This is a genomic window from Leptotrichia sp. (genome assembly GCF_057270615.1).
The window spans coordinates 1-1,799 of sequence record NZ_DBHIXN010000125.1; the positions used below are offsets into that span (position 1 = coordinate 1).

A 1,799-nucleotide genomic window follows, 5' to 3' on the forward strand; every position below is an offset into this window, starting at 1 on the left:
AAATAAAACTACTCGTTATATAAATAGCCGTAGAAAGGTAATCGCTAAAAGATTTTTGGAATTGAAAGGATATTGACTCCCCCCCACCTTTTAAAAAATCTTTCTGCCCATTAGGGTACCGGTGAAGGGAACTTTTTCCAAGTCGGAGATGTTCAGAGAAAAAGGGGGTAAAAACTTATTGTTTTTAGAAAAAAGTATTAGTTTTTCTAAAATAGAATTGAGATGAAACTATTTTTCTGAAATAAGACCTAATTTTCAATTGATAAATGAATTGATTATGTCATTTATTTTTAAGATTTCTTCCAATAATAGTTTTTGATACTCTTTAAAATTTTTTGAGGAATGAAATTCAATCAGTTCTTCAAAGAATTTCGGGGGATTGGTAAATATTTGTAATGGGACATTTGAAATTTTATAATGAAATATATTATTTCTAAAATCTTGTCGGAAGTTAAAAACTTTTTCTTTGCGATCAAGGATATCAACAACTTCCTCCCGTTGGAAATCAGGAAATAAAGAGCTTTCCTTATTAAGAATCAAGCGTAAGGCTGTAATACTAACTAAATAGCATTGGCTTAGCGAGCGTGTAAAAAAGTAATTTTTTGATTTTAAGACACTTGGCATAATATGTACTACAAAATTATTCTGGCATAATATGTTAAATAAGAATAACTGAGTGCCCGTAGGCAGAACTCCTGTTAAAAAATTCCTTCTTTTAGATTCAAATAAGAAAAAATCACGTTGTTCAAAGTTTTCAATTTTAATATCCTGGATTGTAGGCTTCTTAATAGTTTTTTGATTTACTGAATTAATTAAAGTTCCTAAAGCTTTGCTAAATTCAAAAAATAAATCAGTAGCTCTTTTATCAAAATAGGGAATATCCTTTTTATCAGTTTTCGATAAAATACTTTCTAGGTAAATATGATATTGGTTAGTGTTAGCGTATGGAATTTCGTTGAAGTAATATACCCCTAAATCATGTTGTCCAAAAATATTGATTACGAGTTTTTGAAATAAATTGTAATTTTCTACCATTTGTGAATAAAAGCGTCTCTCTATTTCAAGTATCAGTTTGTTAGCCTTGCTAAATTTTTTATCAGAGTATTGCTTATAACTCACTCGGACACTAGATATTATTTTTTGAAATTCCTGTTCTCCAATATTTGGAAAATCACTATGAACATCTCTGGGTAAAAACTTTAGTATTCCATCACAGAGAGATGATACAAAAGGAAGGATACCTATTGATAGTTCTGGATAAACTGTCTTATCCAAACTTACAATATTTTCAAGCAGTTGCCTTACTTCAGCAACTTCATCAAGTAGGATTGAAAAAGAAATCATTTCTATCTTATCCATGTTAATCCTTTCAGAAAGTTATTGTTTATATTATAGTTATTGTAACATTATTATTGATAATTGATTAGATGAATAAAAAAGCACCTTCAAAGGTGCTAGTTCTTGCCTGCTGAACTCGTCAATGTTACGCCCTTTTCAGGGCTCTTTTTTGTGGACTTTTTTAGGAACTTTCAAGAAAAACTAAGGCGATTTAATGCCTAAATGTTTTTAAAGAAAGTCAGTATTTTCAAGGGCTGAGCTCTAAAAATTTGACTTATAGAGTGTTAAATGATAGTATAGTCAAAGATAGTCAAGGTTTAAAGAGAGAGGTGGGTTTGTAATGAGATTTAAAAATACATCGGATCATATTGAGGCCTACATCAAGGCGATTTTAGATCAATCTGGAATTGTGGAGTTGCAACGGAGTCAGTTGGCAGATACCTTTCAGGTTGTTCCTAGTC

Annotated in this window: 2 protein-coding genes; one reads left to right on the top strand and one right to left on the bottom strand. The window is 30.5% G+C overall.

Features of this window, described 5'->3' with window-relative positions; genetic code table 11:
* Nucleotides 1-255: 255 nt before the first annotated feature.
* Nucleotides 256-1,359 carry a hypothetical protein gene (locus ACO409_RS10825; RefSeq protein WP_485557154.1) on the bottom strand — a complete coding sequence of 368 codons (1,104 nt, stop codon included), beginning with the start codon at nt 1,357-1,359 and terminating at the stop codon, nt 256-258.
* A 319-nt stretch (nt 1,360-1,678) separates the two neighbouring features.
* Between ACO409_RS10825 and ACO409_RS10830 the strand changes: the two genes are divergently transcribed.
* Nucleotides 1,679-1,799 (top strand): CtsR family transcriptional regulator (locus ACO409_RS10830; RefSeq protein WP_485557156.1); only part of this gene is annotated, 121 nt, incomplete at its 3' end.